Here is a 19,212-nt window from a genome sequence, read left to right as displayed (position 1 = left end):
GTCACTGTTATAGCGATTGTGCCGTTATTCAACAGAAGAAATACAGCAGCGGATGAAGGATATGAGAGGTTCATCGAGAAGACCTTTATCAATTGGAATAAGGGGGGATTACACTGAATTCAGCTGAGAATAAGAACACAACCTTGTGGTATCGGAAGCCTGCGGACAGGTGGGAAGAAGCGCTTCCGCTCGGAAACGGCCGACTTGGGGCTATGGTATTCGGAGGCGTTCAGGAAGAACGCATTCAATGGAATGAAGATACACTTTGGTCCGGATTTCCCCGGGACACGAATAATTACGAGGCTCTCCGGCATTTGGCAGCGGCAAAAGAGCTGATTGCGTCCGGGAAGTTTGCCGAAGCCGAGCAGTTGATTGAGGGCAAGATGGTTGGCAGAAGCACGGAGTCCTTCTTGCCCTTAGGAGACCTGGTCATCCGACAGTCGGGAATAGGGGATCACTGGACGGACTACAGGCGAGCACTGGATCTGGATACAGGGATTGCATCCACTCACTTTCGAACCGGCGGTCCCGATGTTCGCTTCAGCAGGGAAATGTTCATCAGTGCGCCTGATCAGGTCGCGGTTATCCGTTATACAAGCACGAACGGCGGAACCATCCAATTAGAGATCGGGCTTCGTTCACCGCTGCAGCATGGTACCCGCAGTGCAGAAGACGGAGCTTTGGTGTTGTATGGACAAGCCCCCACCCATATTGCTGAGAATTACAGAGGTGATCACCCCGGGTCGGTGCTCTATGAAGACGGGCTTGGCATACGGTATGAAATGAGGCTGCTGGCCTTGACGGACACCGGGCAGGTTACGGTGGATAACAGCGGCATACGTATTAACGGCGCAGGCTCGGTCACGCTGCTGATTGCGGCTGCCACGAATTTTGAAGGCTCCGATCGATCTCCGGGTTCTGAAGGAACCGATCCGTCCAGTATATGCAGGGGGAGACTTCAGGACGCGATGCGGCATGGATTTACAGAATTGCGCTCACGGCATATCGAGGACCATCAAGCCTTGTTCAGACGCGTGGAGCTTCAGCTTGGCCGTCCAGAGCTTGTGCGTTCCGCACAAGCTTTAGGCACCGACGAGCGGATGAAAGCGTACCGGGAGGGACGAGAGGATGCTGCACTCGAGGCGCTGATGTTTCAATTCGGAAGATATTTGCTCATCGCCAGCTCTCGGTCAGGTACACAGCCCGCCCATCTGCAGGGCATATGGAATCCGCATGTACAGCCACCATGGAATAGTGATTATACAACGAATATCAATACCGAGATGAACTACTGGCCTGCAGAAACGACCCATCTGAGCGAGTGCCATGAGCCTCTGATCCAGATGATCCGGGAGCTTAGCGTAAGCGGTGCCCGGACGGCGAAGATTCATTACGGCGCTCGCGGATGGGTCGCCCATCATAACGTGGATCTATGGCGAATGTCCAGCCCGAGCGATGGCAGAGCCATGTGGGCTTTCTGGCCAATGGGCGGTGCATGGCTGTGCCGGCATCTTTGGGAGCGTTACCAATTTCACCCGGACCTCCAATATTTGCGGGAAACGGCTTATCCGCTGATGAGGAATGCGGCATTGTTTTGCCTGGATTGGCTTACTGAAGACGGGAAAGGGCATCTGGTGACCAGCCCGTCGACATCGCCGGAGAATCAGTTTCTTACTGCGGACGGCCAGCCTTGCAGCGTGTCGGCAGGCTCCACCATGGATATGGCCATCATTCGGGATATATTTCATAACTGTATTGAGGCATCACAGCTGCTGGAGCAGGATGATGAGCTGTGGGAGGAATGGAAGGCAGCGGTTGCACGCCTGCTGCCTTACGCCATCGATGCCGAGGGTAAACTCATGGAATGGAGCGAGCCTTATCCGGAAGCGGAGCCCGGACATCGGCACGTATCCCATCTGTATGGGCTGTACCCCGGCTCTGACATAACCATTCAGGATACGCCGCAACTTGCGGAAGCCGCTTATCGTACGCTGATGTCGCGCATCGACCATGGAGGAGGGCACACGGGGTGGAGCTGCGTATGGCTGATCAACCTGTTTGCCCGATTACAGCAACCGGACAAGGCGTATGATTATGTCCGGACGCTGATTTCCCGTTCCATGCATCCTAATCTGCTCGGAGACCATCCTCCGTTCCAGATCGATGCGAATTTTGGAGGCACCGCCGGAGTTGTAGAAATGCTGCTCCAGAGTCATTTGGACGCCATTCAGCTTCTGCCGGCGCTGCCGAAGTCTTGGGCAGAAGGCTCCGTAAGAGGGTTAAAGGCTCGTGGCGGGTTTATTGTGGACATGGAATGGAGCGAAGGCATCCTTACGTCTGCGAGCGTAACCTCTACACATGGCCGAGTCTGTAGAATTAGCTGTTCCGTGCCGCTTGCTGTTAGAAGGGAAGACGGAAGTGTGGTGACGACGGATGAGCAAGGCTCGTTTGAAACGGTGAGCGGAGCGACTTACCGGATCACGCCAGCCACCGACGAAGGCAGCGTGAACATGGATTGATCGAACAAGGCCTTTTTGAATAGGGAACTGGATACGGAATTTAAGGAGCTAAAGGAGCTGAACCCTAGATGATTAACGAAAAATTGCCCAAAATGTGGTATGGCGGCGATTATAATCCCGAGCAATGGGATGCGGAAGCGTGGAAGGAAGATGACCGCATGTTTAAGCTGGCGGGTATCGATGTAGCCACCATTAATGTATTCTCTTGGGCTTTGAGCCAGCCGGATGAGGGCACGTACAATTTTGCCTGGCTGGATGAGACGATCGATCGGTTGTACCGGAACGGGGTATATATCTGTCTAGCAACCAGCACAGGGGCCCATCCGGCGTGGATGGCGCGTAAATACCCGGATGTGCTGCGCGTCGACTACGAGGGCCGTAAACGCAAATTCGGCGGCCGCCATAATTCCTGCCCGAACAGCCCCACTTACCGTAAATACGCCAAAATCATGGCCGGCAAGCTGGCGGAACGCTATAAGGATCATCCGGCTGTCCTGATCTGGCACGTATCGAACGAATATGGAGGGTACTGTTACTGCGACAATTGTGCCTCGGCATTCCGGGCTTGGCTTGAGCAGCGCTATGGCACGCTGGATGCCGTGAACAAGGCATGGAATACCCGCTTCTGGGGCCATACCTTCTATGACTGGGAGGACATTGTTGTACCTAACGCTTTAAGCGAGGAGTGGTCCGGCAACCGGACCAATTTTCAAGGCATATCTCTGGATTACCGCCGTTTCCAATCGGACAGCCTGCTGGACTGCTATAAGCTGGAGCGGGATGAATTGAAGCGGATCACGCCGGATATTCCGGTGACCACGAATCTCATGGGCTTCTATCCGGAGCTGGATTACTTCAAATGGGCCAAAGAGATGGATGTTGTATCCTGGGACAACTATCCGTCCCTGGATACACCGTACAGCTATACGGCCATGGCGCATGCTCTGATGCGGGGACTTAAGGGAGGACAGCCCTTTATGCTCATGGAGCAGACGCCGAGCGTCCAGAACTGGCAGCCGTATAACTCGGCCAAACGTCCGGGTGTGATGCGGTTGTGGAGCTACCAAGCGGTCGCCCATGGCGCGGATACGGTGATGTTCTTCCAGCTGCGTCGTTCGATCGGAGCCTGCGAGAAATATCACGGCGCGGTCATTGAACATGTAGGGCATGAGTTTACCCGCGTATTCCGCGAGTGCGCGGAGCTGGGCAAGGAACTGCAGCAGCTTGGGGACCGTATTCTGGATGCCCGTTCCGACGCCAAAGTCGCGATCATCTACGACTGGGAGAACCGGTGGGGCATCGATCTGTCGAGCGGCCCGACTGTTGCCCTCAATTACGTGAATGAGGTCCATAAATATTACGATGCCCTGCATCAGCTGCATATCCAGACTGACATGATCAGCGTGGAAGAGGACTTCCGGAAATATGACGTTGTCATCGCACCGGTGATGTATATGGCAAAGCAGGGATTTGCAGAGCGCGTGGAGGCCTTTGTATCGCAAGGCGGAACCTTTGTGACGACCTTCTTCAGCGGCATCGTCAATGAGCATGATCTGGTGACGCTTGGCGGTTATCCGGGCGAGCTGCGCAAGGTAATGGGAATATGGGCCGAGGAGATTGATGCGCTGCTTCCGGGCCAGCAGAATCAGATGGTGATGCGAGGGCCGAAGGGACAACTGAAGGGCACCTACGACTGCGGAATTCTGTGTGACGTGATCCATGCTGAAGGAGCGGAAGTCGTTGCCGAATATGGCTCCGATTACTATCAGGGGACGCCATCGTTAACCGTGAATTCCTTCGGGCAAGGGAAGGCATGGTATGTGGCCACGAGTCCAGAGCCTAAATTTCTGAAGGACCTGATGCAAACCATATGCAACGACCATGGTATTGAGCCCATCTTGAAAGCCCCGGAAGGCGTTGAGGTGACAAAGCGTGTGAAGGAGGACGTGGAGTTCACCTTTGTACTTAATCACATGCCGGAGAGCAAACCCGTGCCATTGGAAGGGGATACCTATGTTGACCTGCTGACAGGAGAGGAACATCGAGATTCCTGTGAGGTGCCGGCACGCGGAGTGATGATATTAGAGAAACGGCTGGGGTAGAGATAGCGTGAGGGCTTACACGAAAAATAAATAGCTTGGAGCGCTCTCAAAAAAAGCAGAGAAGGCGGGGAATCCCCAGCCTTCTCTGCTATATTTTTTAATATACGCCTGAGGTTACCCTCCTGATATCCCGCAAGAAAAACTTAGGCTGCATGCGGTCTAGCTTCTGAGAAAATGCGTCGATCGGCATATGCTTAAACAGCCTAGGCTCTCAGTCCTTCGGCGGTAAACCGCTGTCCAGCCTACGCTTCCTGCTCATGCAGCTTGCGGAATTCCTTCGGCGAGATGCCCTCTTGCTTTTTAAAAACAAGACTGAAATATTTCTCGTTCTTGAAGCCGACCATCTCGGAAATCGCCGCCATTTTTAGGCCTCGATTTTGCAGCAGAACCTTGGCCTTGGAGATGCGGATGCGGTTCAGATGTTCCGGAATGTTAATGCCATGCTTTTGCTTAAATTTGCGGGAAATGTACTCACGACTTACATGAAATCGGTTTGCAATATCATACAGCGACACGTCGTTCTGATAATTTTGCTCGATAAACGTCGTAATATCATGGATCAGGTCCTGTCCCGTTTGCTTCTGGGACTGCACGGCCGAGGCCAGCAGGCTCATTAATTCAATCCAATACTGCTGCCACTCTGCCAGGGAGCACACATACTTGTCCGGGCTTGGCCGCTCGATGGTGGCGCTTTCCTCTTTGTACAATTTCAACAAAGCTTCAGACGACGGGTTAGCGGTTTCATGAATCACGTGATTGGCAAATCTCTCGATATCGCGGTCCCAACGCTCCAGAAGCTCCGGTGTAAGAACGCTGCTTTTTCGAATAGCCGCGATGAATGACTCTACAGCTTCGGTTATGGGAGCAGGTTGGCCGCTAAGTATGGCGAGCTTCCAGGTATCCTCAAACCCGCTGAACTGCGCGCCTTTATGATGGTCAACGCCTGATCGGGGCTGCTCCTCTGTATGATGGATAAAGTGATTTAGGACCGTTAAATCCCTCTGATGCAGGGTGGACGAGCTTCGGGCATACAATTCCGGAATGTCTGCCGGGTATTGACCGTCAGGACTAACGCCAAAGTGCATGTGGCGCGACAAGGTGCGGTGCATCCCGTTATTGATCTCTTGAAGCAGTGTGGGCAGCGTGGCAAGCTGATCCCACAACAAAATAACCAGTTGGTGAGGTGAACCGAAGTGACGGAAGGCGATCCCGATCCGGTCCTTTTGCAGAAATTCATTGCAAATATTCAGCAGGGCAAACATGAGCAAATCCTGATGATGGCCAAAGCGGCTATAAAGCGCATGATCTGACTTGTCCATCTGCATGACGGCCAGGCGTATCGTCTGCGTTTGCTCCGGTACGATGCCTTCATCCTTGAGGCGATTGACCACCTGGGAATGGGCGCTTTTGTCATCAATCAGGCTAGATAACAGCTTCTCGGAATAAACCGGCCGGTATTCGTTCACCTGAACATGCTGCTGCCGCGCCGCAAGGCGTTCCCGTTCCTCGGCTTTCCAGGCGGCAGTCGCCTTGGCGACCGCTTGGTTGATGACGGCTTCCTCGATGGGCTTGAGGATATAATCCGTGCCGCTGTACCAGATGGTGTTGCGTACGAATTCGAAGTCGTCATGCCCGCTAATGACAATGAATTTGATATCCGGGTAATTTTTGTGAATCCATTCCATGAGATCTACGCCGTTTTTGAGCGGCATCAGCATGTCCATCAGCACGAGGTTGGGCCGGAATTCCGGAATCAACTTCATCGCCTCAAGACCATTGGCGGCTTCCTCAATATCGGTAATCTCGTGCGTCTCCCACTGGACGAGCAGTCGGATGGCTTTACGCACGCGAGACTCGTCATCCACGATCAATGCCTTCATCCGTTTCACCTTCCACATTTATAGTCAGTACAACACGAAAGCCATGCGGCTGGTTGTTTTCGATGCTGAACTTGGATTTTCCGCGATAATACAGTCTCAGCCTTGTCATGATGTTGATGAGTCCGATCCCGCTGCTGTCTTCCGTTTCCATTTCGGACAGCACCTGAAGCTGTTCCAGATCCAACTCTTCCATCCGAAGCAAGTGCTTCTGAAGGGTTTGAAACGGCTCATCCTGCATTCCGTTTCCGTTATCCTCGACCGTGATCTGCACAATGGAGGCCGACAGGCGCTTACTTTTCAGCGCGATGTAATTGTTTTCCGCCAAGGGGTTCATGCCATGCTTGAAAAAGTTCTCGATCAGCGGCTGAACCAGCATTTTCGGGATCAACACCTGCAAAGTCGACTCATCCACATCGTAACGGAAGTCGAACTGATTCTCAAATCGTTCTTTCTGCAGCTCCACGTAATCCTTGATATGATCGAGCTCTGTGGCTAGCGTGACCGGCTTGTCCGTATTGTACATGCTGTATCTCATCATCCGGGCAAGAGCGGAGATCAGGGAGTAGATCCTCTTCATGCCATGCTCAAGCGCAAGGGTGCCGATGGTTTGCAGCGCATTGTTCATAAAATGCGGGTTTACCTGCGCTTGCAGCGCGCGGAGCTGGTTGGTCCGGTTCGCCAGCTTCAGCTTGTATTCCTGCAAGATGAGATTGTTGATCGTATCCATCATGCTCCCGAACCTGCGGTGGAGAGTTCCGATTTCGTCTTTGCGGCTGGAGGAGATATCCACGGTCATTCGTCCGCTTTTGACCTGGCTCATGAGGCCTACCAATTCCCGGATCGGCGCCGTGATGTAGACCGAAATCCAGATCGTGGCGGCGATGATGAGAATCAGGGACACGCCGATCAGCAAAATATTGACGAAGGCTGCTTTGTCGGCGCTGCTTAGAATATAGGAGGAAGGAATCTCCTTGATCATTGTCCAGTCGCTGACCGACGTCTTGATATTGTTATATAAATAGATTTTGTTGTTATATTCGAAATGGCCTTCCTTCTTGCCGGATTGCTTGATGCTGTCGTACCATTCCGTTTGAATTTGCTGTCCCAGCATCTCGCCATGGCCGGCATACATGATATACCCGGCTTCATTCGTAATATATAGCTGCTCATGTTCGGGCTGGAACAGCTGATCGCTGATCCGGCTCAGGAAATTCATATCCATATCGATGGCGAGAATGCCTAATCGCTCGGTAGATGGGACGCGTTCAATGACCCGGTACATCGTGAATACTTGTTTATTGGCTTCATAGGGATAAGCTAACTGAAAGCCATACGTGTGAAGGGGATGGGGCGGCTGTAAAACCACCGTATCGTTACCGAGATTGGGAATTTCGGAATAGAGATTGACATCACTCGTTTTTCTGGCGATATCCTGGGCGAACAACGTGGCCTCTCTTTTGCCGTCGACATAGAGATAGACCTGTCTTGCGCCGCCGATGGCTTTATGAATGGACTGCAGCGTGGCGGACTGCCTACCGCTGGCATTGATGTTCTCATGACTATAATAAAGGCTGCGGAAAAAATCCGGATCCGAATAAACCGTAAGGGAATTCCGGTTCATGTCTTCCAAATAGCTCTCCAAATTCAACCGTCCCTGATAGAGAAGGTTCATATTCTCAACAACGGCCCGTTCCTTGAGCGAGTTGGTCGTCATGACATAGCTGATGATCATGGAGATGGTGGTTGGAATGATGGTAGCCATGATCATAAAGGTAATCAATTTCGTGCGAATGCTGTTCCAATTCCAGTTCATAAATTCACCGCCGATCAATTTTCTATACCATTTAGTTCACATCCTGTGGTAGTCCCAAGGTCTTCATCTTAGCATAATTAAATCATAGAGAAATGGATAGAGAAACGAGAGGACAAGCGGAGGGGGATTTACATGAACAGCAAGAGAACGGCTGCCTTGACGCAGCAGTTGGTTTATATCGGACCCGCGCTGCTGTTTTTCGGTATGACGATCATTATCCCATTTGTAATGGGGATGTATTACTCGTTTACCAACTGGAATGGTGTATCGGGGAATGTCGAATGGGTCGGGCTGGACAATTTCAAACAGATTTTCACAAATGACAGCGCATTCGCACAGTCCTTCTGGTTTACCACCAAGTTTACGATCGTTGGCGTGGTTCTAACGAACCTGGTCGGTTTTTTCCTGGCCTACTTCTTAACGAAAAATATTAGGGCGCGCAACTGGCTGCGGACGATCTTCTTCATGCCGAACGTGATCGGCGGATTGCTGCTCGGCTTCATCTGGCAGTTTATCTTCATAAAGGGCTTTGCCACCGTTGGCGAGGCAACGGGGATTCCGTTCTTTAATCTTCCATGGCTGGGAGACGAAGTAACTGGCTTCTGGGGCATCGTCATGGTCTTTGTATGGCAATCGTCAGGCTATCTGATGGTCATCTACATCGCGTCCATTACGAATGTGTCCAAGGAAGTCATGGAAGCTGCCGAGATTGATGGAGCGAACCGGTTTCAAGTGCTCAAGAGCATCATCGTTCCGCTCATCATGCCGGCGGTCACCGTATGTTTATTCTTGGCGATATCCTGGTCCTTCAAAATGTTCGACCTGAACCTGTCGCTCACGAAGGGCGGACCATACCGCTCCACGGAGTCGCTGGCTATGAACGTGTACAATGAGGCATTCCTGAACAACCGGTATGGACTCGGAACAGCCAAGTCCCTGATCTTCTTTCTGGTTGTTGCCGTCATCACGCTCATTCAAGTTCGATTAACGAAGCAGAAGGAGGTTGAAGCTTAAATGAGATCGAAGAAACCTCCTATGTCGGCTTCCACGATTGTACTTCAGATTGTGATGGTCATTATTGCGCTGATTTTCCTGGCGCCCTTTTACTTCCTGCTGGTGAACTCGGTCAAATCGCTGGGCGATATTATGGTCGACGCGGCCAACTGGCCAACCGCCTTTCACTTTGACAACTACAGCAAGGCTTGGGAAATGACCCGCTTCCCGGAAGCGTTCGTGAATTCCGTCATCATTACGGTCATCAGCAACCTGATCATCGCCCTGTTGAGTGCGATGGCGGCTTACCGAATGGTTCGGTCCAATACGAGATTCAATCAAATCGTGTTCATGCTGTTCGTATCGGCCATGGTCATTCCGTTCCAATCCATAATGATTCCCTTGCTGCAGGTCATTAACTTCCTGGGTGTTAACAACAGTATCGTGGGTTTGATTCTCAGTTATCTGGGACTCGGCATCCCGTTGTCGGTCTTCCTATTCCACGGTTTCGTGAAAGGTATTCCGCTTGAAATCGAGGAGGCCGCCACGGTCGACGGAGCTTCTCCGTTCAGAGTATTTGGCCGTATCGTTTTGCCTATGCTGAAACCTATGATGGTGACGGTCATTATCCTGAACTGTCTGTGGGTCTGGAACGACTACCTGCTGCCATCCTTGATCCTGCAAAGTCCGGAACTGCGGACCATTCCGCTTGCGACCTTTGCCTTCTTCGGGCAGTATTCGAAGCAGTGGGATATGGCGCTGCCAGCGCTCGTGCTGGGCATCACGCCGATTATCATCTTCTTCCTGTCATTACAGAAGTACATTGTTGAAGGCGTCGCTGCCGGCTCCGTTAAGGGGTAATGGCAGCCTGGCTTCTCCCAAATCGGTTTTCCCATCTTTATATATAAACAATACTAGGGGGTAGTAAAGATGAACAAAATGAAATTATCTCTCGTGATGCTGCTGGCTTTTTCGCTGCTGCTTGCGGCTTGCGGCGGCAAGTCGGAGGAAGGTCAGGGCGGAAGCTCGGATGGAGCTTCCGGCGAAGTTAAGACGGTTAAGATTTTCCAATTCAAAACCGAGATCGTGGACGGCCTGAATGAACTCAAGGTTGAATTCGAGAAGGAATATCCGAACATCAAGCTTGATATTCAAACAGTAGGCGGCGGCGCTGACTACGGTGCAGCACTGAAAACGAAATTCGCATCCAACGATGCGCCTGATATTTTCTCCAATGGCGGCGACGCCGAGATGGAGATGTGGATCGACCGCCTGGAGGATCTGTCCGATCAGCCTTGGGTGAACGATCTGGTGGACATGGCAAAAGAGCCGATGACCAAAGACGGTAAAGTATACGGTATGCCGATGAACCTTGAAGGCTGGGGTTACATCTACAATAAAGATTTGTTTGAGCAAGCAGGCATTACCGAGCTTCCTAAAACCTATGCCCAACTGGAAGATGCTGCGAAGAAGCTGGAAGCGGCAGGCATAACTCCTTTTGCGAACGCTTACCAGGAATGGTGGTTGATCGGTAACCAAGGCATTAACCCGGCGTTTGCCCAGCAGGATGACCCAAATGCTTTTATCCAGGGCTTGAACGACGGCACGCAAAAATTTGCGGGCAATGCGAAGTTCGAAGAGTGGGCCAAGCTGATGCAGCTGACATTGGATCACGGGAACAAAAATCCGCTGACCACCGATTACAATACGGCCATTTCCCTGCTGGCTACGGGCAAAACAGCCATGATGCAGAACGGCAACTGGGCCCAAACCGAGATTGATGCCATCAATCCGGACCTGAATCTTGGCTACCTGCCGATGCCGCTTGGCGACAATGCGGAGCTAAATGACAAGCTGAACGTAGGGGTACCTGCGAACCTGGTCATCAACAAGGATTCCGCATCGAAGGAAGAAGCGAAGATCTTCCTTAACTGGTTTGTCACATCCGATATCGGTAAAGAGTACATCGTCAAAAAATTCAAATTCATCCCGGCCTTGAAGACAATCGAAGCAACACCTGAGGATATGGGCGATCTGGGTTCAGCCGTGTGGGAGTACGTACAAGCTGGCAAAGTACTGCCAAGACAATCCGCAAAGTTCCCTGACGGTGTAGCCCAGGAATTCTCCGGCGCGATGCAGGCCTTCTTCGCAGGCAAATCCGATGCGAACAAGATGCTTGAGGATATGCAGACATCCTGGGATAGTCTGAAAAAGTAAGGAGCAACGCTCTAATCCAAGTTAGCTAATCGTTCATAAGAGGTATGATCCCTGTCCGGCATGACATGGGATGGTGCCTCTTTTCTTTAAGATTCAAAGTACGTCGATAGATACGATTTTCTTAGCTAAAGAACGATGAAGGAGGCAATTCGATGATTAATCAACATTTCCCTAAGATATGGTATGGCGGGGACTATAATCCCGAGCAATGGGATAAGGCAACGATGGAAGAGGACCTGCGGATGTTTGAATTGGCCGGTGTTGATGTGGCTACCCTCAATGTATTCTCCTGGGCCAGAACGCAGCGTGATGAGAACAGCTATGATTTCACGTGGCTTGATGAAATGATGGATCGGCTGGCTGAGGAGCAGGTTCATGTCTGCTTGGCAACCAGCACGGGGGCGCATCCGGCTTGGATGGCCAAGAAATACCCGGACATCCTGCGTGTTGACTACGATGGACGCAAACGCAAATTCGGCGGTCGTCATAATTCATGTCCGAACAGTCCGACGTATCGCAAATATTCGGTGCTGATGGCGCGTAAGCTGGCTGAGCGTTACAAGGATCATCCAGCACTGGTCATCTGGCACGTCTCGAATGAGTACGGCGGGTATTGTTATTGCGACAACTGCGAGCAGCAGTTCCGCGTCTGGCTGAAAGAGCGTTACGGGACGCTCGATAAGTTGAATGCCGCATGGAATACCGGCTTCTGGGGTCATACCTTTTACGAGTGGGACGAGATTGTGGTACCGAACGCGCTCAGTGAAGAATTCGGCGGAAACCGGACCTTCTTCCAAGGGATATCACTGGACTATCGACGTTTCCAATCTGACAGCCTGCTGGCATGTTATCGGTTGGAGAAGGAAGAACTGAAGAAGGTTACGCCGCATATTCCGGTCACCACCAATCTGATGGGATTTTATCCGGAGCTGGATTACTTCGAGTGGGCGAAGCACATGGATGTGGTATCCTGGGACAACTATCCTGCGATTGATACGCCGGTAAGCTTTACGGCGATGGCGCATAATCTGATGCGCGGACTGAAAAGTGGACAGTCGTTCATGCTGATGGAGCAGACGCCGAGCGTTCAAAACTGGTCGCCATACAATTCCGCCAAACGGCCCGGCGTGATGAGATTGTGGAGTTATCAGGCCATAGCCCATGGGGCAGATACAATCATGTTCTTCCAGCTCCGCCGTTCCGTGGGGGCATGCGAGAAGTTCCACGGCGCATTGATTGAGCATGTGGGACATGAGCATACCCGGGTCTTCCGGGAATGCGCGGAGCTGGGGCACGAGCTGCAGCAGCTCGGAGATAAGCTGCTAGACTCCCGATCGGACGCCAAAGTAGCGATTATGTATGATTGGGAAAATCGTTGGGCGCTGGAGCTGTCAAGCGGACCTTCCAAAGCCCTGAACTACGTGGATGAGGTTCATAAGTATTATGATGCGCTGTATCAGCTGAATATCCAGACCGATATCATCAGCTTCGAGGAGGACCTGAGCAAGTACGATGTGGTGATTGCCCCCGTGATGTATATGGTGAAGCCGGGCGTTGCCCAGCGCGTGGAGCAGTTTGTATCCCGGGGCGGAACCTTTGTGACGACCTTCTTCAGCGGCATCGTCAATGAGCATGATCTGGTGACCCTGGGAGGTCATCCCGGCGAACTGCGCAAGGTGACTGGCATCTGGGCCGAGGAGATCGATGCCCTGCTTCCCGGGCAGCAAAATCAGATCCATATGAAGCAGGATTGGGGATCACTGCGTGGAAGTTATCCATGTGGAATTTTGTGCGACGTCATCCATGTGGAGACGGCAGAGATTCTGGCTGAGTACGGATCCGACTTCTATAAAGGCACTCCTGTTCTAACGAAGAATGCGTTTGGCGAAGGGCAGGCCTATTATGTAGCGAGCAGTCCGGATTCGCAGTTCCTGCAGGCATTTCTTGCTAATCTGTGCGAAGAACAGGGTGTGAAGCCGCTGCTGAATACACCTGCCGGGGTAGAGGTGGTGGAACGGGTGAAGGATGGGAACTCCTACTTGTTCATCATGAACCACAATGCCGAAGAGATGACGTTTGATGCAGGTTCTGCCAATCAATTCGATCTTCTGGGCAGCCGGCAGATTTCAGGCCATGTCACGATTCCGGGAAGGGACGTCATGATTCTGGAACGGACGACCGCCGTAGGGTCTTAAAACGGACCATGGAGATTTAACTCGGACCTTGGGTTAGGGGGCAAAAAGCAGTGAGTATACATTTTCATGAAGATCTGGGGATATTCCATCTCCAGAGCGAGCGGTCAAGTTATGTGATTGAGCTTGTGCGGGGCGTCTATCCAGCGCATGCCTATTGGGGGCGGCGGATTCGCGATCACCGCATCGGCGGATTGCTGGAACGGAGGGGAAGAGCATCCTTTTCACCGTCGCCGTTTCGCGAGGATGCATCCTTTTCTCTGGACAGTTTGCCACAGGAATACCCGGGCTACGGCAGCGGCGATTTCCGGCAGCCTGCGTACCAGGTACAGCTGGCTAACGGGACCACGGTCACCGAAGCGGAATATGTCCGTCACCGGATCTACAGCGGCAAACCGAAGCTGGAAGGCTTGCCTGCCGTATACGCGGAACAGGATGCTGAGGCGGATACGCTGGAGCTGGAACTGCTGGATCGGGTAAGCGGATTGACGATTTATTTGTCTTATACGGTCATGAATGCGTTCGATGCCATTACGCGTTCCGTGTCCTTCCGTAATAACAGCAAGGAGAACATCACCCTGCTGCGGGCTATGAGCGCCAGCGTGGATATGAATCATAGCCGTTATGACCTTCTGCATCTCCATGGAGCATGGGCGAGAGAGCGCCATGTGCAGCGCAGAAGATTATCCCCCGGCATGCAGGGGATTGAGAGCCGGAGGGGTTCAAGCAGCCACAACCACAATCCGTTTCTTGCGCTGCTGTCCGAAGGCGCCGGCGAAGAGCACGGTGAGGTGTATGGCTTCAGCCTTGTATACAGCGGCAGCTTCTCAGCACAGGTTGAGGTGGATCATTACGAAACCGCCCGGGTTACGATGGGATTGAATCCGTTTGATTTTTCCTGGCTGCTGGAGCCGGGACAATCGTTCCAGACGCCGGAAGCAGTGATGGTTTTTTCGGCGGAAGGCTTGGGCGGCATGTCCAGACGCTATCATAAGATGTACCGTTCAAGGCTGAGCCGGGGGCAATTCCGGGATGCTACGCGCCCAGTGTTGGTTAACAACTGGGAAGCGACCTACTTTAACTTTAATGCGGATAAAATCGAACAAATCGCCAGCGTCGGACGGGATCTCGGCATCGAGTTGTTTGTGCTGGATGACGGATGGTTCGGCAAGCGAAATGACGATACGACTTCCCTCGGAGATTGGGTCGTTGACAAGAACAAGCTGCCGGAAGGCCTTGAGGATCTCGTGAAGCGGGTTCGCGATCTGGATATGCAGTTCGGTTTGTGGTTTGAGCCGGAGATGATTTCGCCGGATAGCGATCTGTACCGTCAGCATCCGGACTGGTGCCTGCATGTGGAAGGACGCCGGCGAACGGAAGGCAGACAGCAGCTGATCCTGGACTTCTCCCGTGAGGAAGTAGGCGATGCGGTGGCCGATATGGTTCGGAGCATTCTGCAAAGTGCGCCGATCACCTATGTGAAATGGGACATGAACCGGAATATGACGGAGATCGGGTCGGCTGCGCTGCCGCCTGAGCGCCAGCGGGAAACGGCCCACCGTTATATGCTGGGATTGTATCGGGTGATGGAGCAGCTGACGACGGAGTTCCCGCATATTTTGTTTGAGAGCTGCTCCGGCGGTGGCGGACGCTATGATCCGGGGATGCTGTATTACATGCCCCAGACGTGGACAAGCGATAACTCCGATGCCGTCAGTCGATTGAAGATTCAATACGGAACGAGCCTTGCGTATCCGCTTAGCTCCATGGGAGCCCATGTGTCCGCCGTTCCGAATCATCAGGTGCACCGGCATACTTTGCTGCGTACGAGAGGTCATGCGGCGATGTCGGGCAATTTCGGATATGAGCTGGACCTGACAGCCTTCAGTGAGCAGGAGAAGGAAGAGGTCCGCGAGCAGGTGAAGCTGTATAAAGAGATTCGGCATCTGGTACAGTTCGGGGATTTCTACCGCCTTCGGAATCCGTTCGAAGGGAACGAAGCTGCCTGGACCATCGTCTCCGAGGACCGCTCGGAAGCGGTGCTTTATTACTTCCGCATCTTAAGCGAGGCGAATGAGCCGATTGTGTGGCTGCGTACGGCGGGGCTGGATCCGGAAGGGGATTATCAGTGCGTGGAGGATGGAAACATCTACGGTGGGGACCGACTGATGAATGCCGGATTGGCTATTCCCGCGATGCATGGGGATTTCCAGAGCTTTATCTGGAGGTTCAAACGAGTGTGAGCTGAATAAAACCAAAAGAACCGCCAGATATGCAACAACTCTGGCGGTTCTTGCTGTTTCATGCCGGCTGCCCTCAGGTTGCCGTGATCGAATAAGTGCCCCGGTCCGTTGTGAGCACCACTTGACGGTCTTGGATGTCCGCAGCCGTTAACCCGTCCAGTCCGATGACAAAGGAATTGCTTGGCAGCGGGGCTTCATGGCCGGCGGTGATGACCACGCCGGGGCCGTGGAGCAGGAGCGCATGGCGGTCTCCATAACCGTCGATGGACTGCTCTTGATGCAGCTGGTGTTCAAATCGTTCCAGCTGTATTTCAATCTGGTCCTGATCCTTCTCTTCTTGCTTGGATATGTGCAGGGTGTGATTGCTTTTGGATTGAAGCCAATGGGTGACCTCTTCGATCGATGGATTCATCATGAACACCTTCCTTGATTTTAGGGTGGCTTCAAATAGTCTGTCCATGAAGCCATAACCTTATTTCAAATTCATGGAGTTCCTTCGTCAGAATCATATGAAAAATTAACGCTGATCAAACCCTCTTCATCTATTTACGTGTTAAGATAGTTTAATAATATGGAACAATCGCATGATACATAAGGAGGCGCTATGAGCAAGAAATGGTATTATGTTCTCGCCATCCTGTTCGTAGCCTGCAGCTGGGTCGGGAATGTCTGGTATTATGAAGCCAACCAACTGGGAAGAACCGTATTCCTTGAGCATCATGTGGAAACAAGGGAAGGGGGAGGCAGTGTATTTGACTTGTATTATGTAGAGGACAAAAGAGCAGACAAGACGCTAAGCTCCATCCGGATCGAAGGTTATCCCGAACAGATCGTAACGCCATACCCTCAATATGCTGAGTATCAGAGACAGTGCCTGGGAAAAATGATGGTGAATTTAAATAAACCCGCCCCGGGGAAAGAAGGGGCAGGAGAGCAGAGGAAGGAGCCGGTTCTCGTTCGAGAGATTACCGCCCTTTACTCTGATGGAACCTCGGAACAAGTGGATATCGGAGAGATTTACGTATGGCCTGGCGTATATGATCAGGAAGATCAAGATCCGATATCAGGGACGTCCGGCGGATCCTCTTCCGATAACTCGGGCTACGAATCTGCCGTCGTGAGTCGGCCGCTTCAGTTAACGGCGTTCTCCTCCAAATTGCTCGATATCGCAGAGGATGGAGATCTCCGAATCTTTGTCGACATTTCCAGACAAATACCGGGTACTAGTTACCGGTCTCAACCTTCGGAAGCGCACATCGAGTTAAGAGGTGAACCTATCAATGAGATTCAGCTTCCATTCCAGATTAATAAAGGAGATTCCATTAGAATCAGCCACCAATTTGATATGTCGCTTGAGAAGAGCATGCAGGTATATCAGTTGATATTAAGAACCACCTTTTTGGAGGACGGCCGTCGCTTTTGGTATGGAGATACGATGATTCCTTATCATCCAAGTCCGACGGATCGAGAAATGACGGAATTTGTTCGGGAAAGCAGGAGGAAACCATGAGAAGCGCTTGTTATCGCATCGTGTGGGGGCTGCTGCTTGTACTTGTCGACTTTAAGCTGGAAACGGTGGATATGTTGCCGGATATGCTGGGATACCTGTTGATTGCTTCGGGATTATGGAGGCTTCAGGCGTTGAACGGATATTTTAAGGCAGGGCATCTATCCGCTTGGCTGCTGCTGATCTGGTCGGTTCTTTCATTATTCTGGTTTCCTGAGGTGAAGACAGGCGGCGTGCCTATGCAATCGGTAGAGGAGCTGCTGATTCAACTGCCTGCCATCTGCTTGCATATGGTATTGATTTTCGGAATCTGTAGAGGCATTCAAGCCAATTCCGCAGGTGCCGAATCCGGACTGGATCATAAGGCTCGCTTTCGGGGGCACTTGTTTATGGCCGCGCAGCTGCTATGGCTTATCGCCTACCCGTTCATTTTAAATCTGGATTCGGGCGATATGATCCCTGTGATTTTTATGTGCTCGCTCGTAGTGATGGTTGCCGAGATCGCGGTTATGCTTCTGGTCAGGCTTGCCGGACGGGAATGGGCAGAGGGAACAGAATAAATCCAAAGATCTCAGTCCGAAATAGCTAACGGAGTTTAAACAAAGTTTAACTGTTATCTTTGCTGGGATGATAAACAATCGTAACTCCCAGCTGGTTATATGTTTCTTCGGTGTAGTGGTGATCCGGACAATGCTTGATCGTAGCCATGTCTTCCTGTCTGGAGATCAGCTTCTGCTCGCAGTCAGGGCAACGGTCCTGGAAGAGGAATTTCAGCTTATTCAACATGATCACCACATACCTCCTTAATTTCCGATATAAATACTTGGTTTTATTATAAATCAACAATGGGGTACATTCAATAGCAATGTGCGCGGTCACGATATTAAATTGAACGGAGATCGATCACCTTGATAGTGCAACTTGTAGTTATGATCTTTATAGGTATCATCGGTTCTTTTTTCTCAGGATTGCTGGGAATTGGCGGGGCGATTATTAACTTTCCTTTGCTGCTCTATGTTCCTTCCTGGTTTGGACTGGAGGCCTTTACCTCCAAGGAGGTGGCGTCCATCAGCATGCTGCAGGTATTTTTCGCCTCATTGTCAGGCATGATCACCAACCGGATGAGTTCGCGAGGCGGTGAGTCGTATTTTCACAAGCCATTGGTCATTCAGATGGGGGTAAGCACCCTGGTTGGCAGTCTGATCGGGAGTCTGTCCTCGATGCTGATGACAAGTGGTATGATTAACGTGATCTACGGTTTTCTGGCGGTTATCGCGGTGTTATTGATGATTGTGCCGACCCGGGCAACCATGGAAAATAGGTCGGTTAACGAGGTGACCTATCATTCAGGGATTGCGATGGGAGCCGCCTTTATCGTCGGCGGCATTGCGGGGATTGTCGGCGCTGGAGGTGCCTTTATCCTGATACCCATCATGCTGACGATTCTTAAGATACCGACACGGATAACCATCGCATCCTCGCTCGCGATCGTTTTTCTGTCTGCGGTCGGGGGTGTCATTGGCAAAATCGCCTCGGGCGACATTCCGATCTGGCCGTCCCTGTTCGCGGTTGCCGGAAGCTTGATGGGTGCTCCCATCGGCGCCATCATCAGTCGCAAGATGAACGTCCGACTGCTGAGGTATGCCTTGGCGATTCTCATTGCAGTTACGGCCGTGAAGATCTGGATCGATATTTTAGGGTAAGTAAAGAAGTAGAACCTTATTCATCATAGGGAAGAGGAGGAGA

At 51.9% G+C, this 19,212-nt stretch carries 14 protein-coding genes; 10 read left to right on the top strand and 4 right to left on the bottom strand.

What is annotated here, in order from left to right; genetic code table 11:
- The first annotated feature begins 143 nt into the window (after positions 1–143).
- Both MHH48_RS30865 and MHH48_RS30860 read left to right on the top strand, forming a co-directional pair.
- Positions 144–2,519 (top strand): glycoside hydrolase family 95 protein, encoded by a 2,376-nt coding sequence (locus MHH48_RS30865; protein WP_256720767.1) that lies wholly within the window; start codon positions 144–146, stop codon positions 2,517–2,519.
- A 68-nt stretch (positions 2,520–2,587) separates the two neighbouring features.
- On the top strand, positions 2,588–4,621 hold the full coding sequence (locus tag MHH48_RS30860) for a beta-galactosidase (protein WP_076325360.1): 2,034 nt from the start codon (positions 2,588–2,590) through the stop codon (positions 4,619–4,621).
- Between the two features lie 242 nt (positions 4,622–4,863).
- Here MHH48_RS30860 and MHH48_RS30855 read toward each other — a convergent pair whose 3' ends face one another.
- Complete coding sequence (locus tag MHH48_RS30855) at positions 4,864–6,501, bottom strand: response regulator (RefSeq protein WP_076325361.1); 1,638 nt, start codon at positions 6,499–6,501, stop codon at positions 4,864–4,866.
- Positions 6,479–8,314, bottom strand: a complete 1,836-nt coding sequence (locus MHH48_RS30850; protein ID WP_076325466.1) for a sensor histidine kinase — start codon at positions 8,312–8,314, stop codon at positions 6,479–6,481. The genes MHH48_RS30855 and MHH48_RS30850 overlap by 23 nt, the downstream gene beginning before the upstream one ends.
- 132 nt (positions 8,315–8,446) lie before the next feature.
- Between MHH48_RS30850 and MHH48_RS30845 the strand changes: the two genes are divergently transcribed.
- The 5 genes from MHH48_RS30845 to MHH48_RS30825 all read left to right on the top strand — a co-directional run bounded on the left by MHH48_RS30845 (position 8,447) and on the right by MHH48_RS30825 (position 15,959).
- The gene (locus MHH48_RS30845) at positions 8,447–9,328 is read left to right on the top strand and encodes a sugar ABC transporter permease (RefSeq protein ID WP_076325362.1); all 882 of its coding nucleotides are present in this window, start codon (positions 8,447–8,449) and stop codon (positions 9,326–9,328) included.
- Positions 9,329–10,168: a carbohydrate ABC transporter permease gene (locus tag MHH48_RS30840; RefSeq protein WP_076325363.1), complete on the top strand. Its 840-nt coding sequence runs from the start codon at positions 9,329–9,331 to the stop codon at positions 10,166–10,168. It abuts the gene before it with no gap.
- 69 nt (positions 10,169–10,237) lie between these two features.
- A complete protein-coding gene (locus MHH48_RS30835; protein WP_076325364.1) occupies positions 10,238–11,524 on the top strand; it encodes an ABC transporter substrate-binding protein in 1,287 nt (428 codons plus the stop codon).
- A 152-nt stretch (positions 11,525–11,676) separates the two neighbouring features.
- Positions 11,677–13,719 carry a beta-galactosidase gene (locus MHH48_RS30830; RefSeq protein WP_076325365.1) on the top strand — a complete coding sequence of 681 codons (2,043 nt, stop codon included), beginning with the start codon at positions 11,677–11,679 and terminating at the stop codon, positions 13,717–13,719.
- A gap of 50 nt (positions 13,720–13,769) precedes the next feature.
- Complete coding sequence (locus tag MHH48_RS30825) at positions 13,770–15,959, top strand: alpha-galactosidase (protein WP_076325366.1); 2,190 nt, start codon at positions 13,770–13,772, stop codon at positions 15,957–15,959.
- A 73-nt stretch (positions 15,960–16,032) separates the two neighbouring features.
- Here MHH48_RS30825 and MHH48_RS30820 read toward each other — a convergent pair whose 3' ends face one another.
- On the bottom strand, positions 16,033–16,374 hold the full coding sequence (locus MHH48_RS30820) for a hypothetical protein (protein ID WP_076325367.1): 342 nt from the start codon (positions 16,372–16,374) through the stop codon (positions 16,033–16,035).
- 189 nt (positions 16,375–16,563) lie between these two features.
- On the opposite strand from MHH48_RS30820, the gene MHH48_RS30815 reads away from it, so the two are divergent.
- Complete coding sequence (locus MHH48_RS30815) at positions 16,564–17,469, top strand: hypothetical protein (protein WP_076325368.1); 906 nt, start codon at positions 16,564–16,566, stop codon at positions 17,467–17,469.
- The gene (locus tag MHH48_RS30810; protein WP_076325369.1) at positions 17,466–18,026 is read left to right on the top strand and encodes a hypothetical protein; all 561 of its coding nucleotides are present in this window, start codon (positions 17,466–17,468) and stop codon (positions 18,024–18,026) included. The genes MHH48_RS30815 and MHH48_RS30810 overlap by 4 nt, the downstream gene beginning before the upstream one ends.
- Positions 18,027–18,072: 46 nt before the next feature.
- Here MHH48_RS30810 and MHH48_RS30805 read toward each other — a convergent pair whose 3' ends face one another.
- The gene (locus MHH48_RS30805; RefSeq protein WP_076325467.1) at positions 18,073–18,252 is read right to left on the bottom strand and encodes a hypothetical protein; all 180 of its coding nucleotides are present in this window, start codon (positions 18,250–18,252) and stop codon (positions 18,073–18,075) included.
- 122 nt (positions 18,253–18,374) lie between these two features.
- Here MHH48_RS30805 and MHH48_RS30800 point away from each other — a divergent pair, with 122 nt between their 5' ends.
- On the top strand, positions 18,375–19,169 hold the full coding sequence (locus MHH48_RS30800; protein ID WP_083659800.1) for a sulfite exporter TauE/SafE family protein: 795 nt from the start codon (positions 18,375–18,377) through the stop codon (positions 19,167–19,169).
- Positions 19,170–19,212: the final 43 nt, after the last annotated feature.

Source organism: Paenibacillus sp. FSL F4-0100 (assembly GCF_037993005.1).
Lineage (GTDB): Bacteria > Bacillota > Bacilli > Paenibacillales > Paenibacillaceae > Paenibacillus_AQ.
The sequence above is the reverse complement of the archived record's forward strand: the minus strand, read 5'-3'. Positions and strand labels throughout refer to the sequence as shown.